At 60.9% G+C, this 670-nt stretch carries 1 protein-coding gene; it reads right to left on the minus strand.

Going from position 1 to position 670, the window contains the following annotated elements:
• The coding region (locus tag NGM28_RS28485) for an IS256 family transposase (protein ID WP_252092551.1) at positions 1–670 on the minus strand (670 nt) is incomplete at both ends.

Consider the following 670-nt stretch of genomic DNA (forward strand, 5'->3'; position numbering starts at 1 on the left):
CGCGATCTTGGGGTACTTTTCGCGCAACTGATCAGCGACTAAGCGCCATTGCTGATGACATTCGGCACGGCTGTCTTGAGCGAAGACCGTGCGCAGCAGTGCCGCCACCATGGTGCGCTGGCCCTTGCCGACGTGGGCCATGGCGTTGCGCATGAAGTGCACACGGCAGCGCTGCCAGGTTGCGTTGAAGACCTTGGAAACAGCTGCCTTGAGGCCTTCGTGAGCGTCGGAGATGACCAGTTTCACGCCCCGCAAACCACGTCGCATGAGGCTACGCAGGAAGTCTGTCCAAAACGGCTCGGCCTCTGACGGCCCGACCCGCATGCCCAGAACTTCGCGGCCACCGTCAGTGTTTACGGCCACAGCGATTATGACGGCGACCGAGACGATGCGCCCGGCCTCCCGCACCTTGACGTAGGTGGCATCGATCCACAGGTAGGGCCAGTCACCTTCAAGCGGGCGATCAAGGAAGGCATGAACGCGTTCATCGATCTCACCGGCTAGCCGTGAGACCTGGCTTTTGGAGATGCCCGTCATGCCCATGGCTTTGACCAGCTCGTCCACCGAACGCGTTGAAACGCCTTGAATGTAGGCTTCCTGGATCACCGCTGCCATCGCCTTCTCGGCAGTACGTCGAGGTTCGAGAAAGCCAGGAAAGTAGCTGCCCTGG

Source organism: Pseudomonas sp. MWU13-3659 (assembly GCF_023757525.1).
GTDB lineage: Bacteria > Pseudomonadota > Gammaproteobacteria > Pseudomonadales > Pseudomonadaceae > Aquipseudomonas > Aquipseudomonas entomophila_E.